Raw genomic sequence first — 686 nt, 5'->3', positions numbered from 1 at the left:
GGCTTCAGCCGTATGATCAGAGTCAATTAGAACCTGTTGGGTAATGCGGTTATTTTCAACTTCGACAAATACGATGTTGCCTTCACGATATAAACGTCCAACCAATTGTTCGGTATTTCGTTCCAGGACATCCACAATAACCGCATGACGTTTACCACGATGATCTTCCCTATCTGCGCGTACTAGCACCCGATCGCCATCAAACACCATCTGCATCTGACGAGCCGATAAGTAAAGGTCATCACCGCCTTCATCAAGCTTTACAAAGCCAAAACCATCACGGTGACCTATGACCACACCTTTAAGCAAGTTAACGCGAGAAACCGGTAGATATCGATCACCCCGGTTACGCACTAGTTGGCCGTCTCGCGACATAGCAATAAGACGCCGACGAAGAGCTTCAATTGAATCATCATCTTTCAATGACAGCTCTTCAACTAGTTCAGGATGAGTGGCCGGAGCGTTGCGCGCATCCAGATGAGAAAGAATAAACTCTCGACTGGGAATAGGATTTTCGTATTTCTGCGCTTCGCGATCCTTATGAGGATCTTGCGTGGCTTTACTGGTCTTTTTTGTCATGTGTCCGCACTAAGAACTAATAATTGGGAAAATCACTGAACGCTAGTTAGCTTCAGATTCCCAAAAAGGGAACTGTCCGCTGCCGAACAGTTTAAATTTAGCGCAGA

The 686-nt window shown here is 45.9% G+C and carries 1 protein-coding gene; it reads right to left on the bottom strand.

Annotation, left to right across the window (positions count from 1 at the left end; genetic code table 11):
• On the bottom strand, positions 1-579 hold a 579-nt coding region (locus tag A3763_RS24360; RefSeq protein ID WP_304440844.1), incomplete at its 3' end, for a winged-helix domain-containing protein.
• Positions 580-686: the final 107 nt, after the last annotated feature.

Source organism: Oleiphilus sp. HI0128, assembly GCF_001635365.1.
Note: the sequence above shows the minus strand (reverse complement) of the source record. Positions and strands in the feature narration are given on the sequence as shown.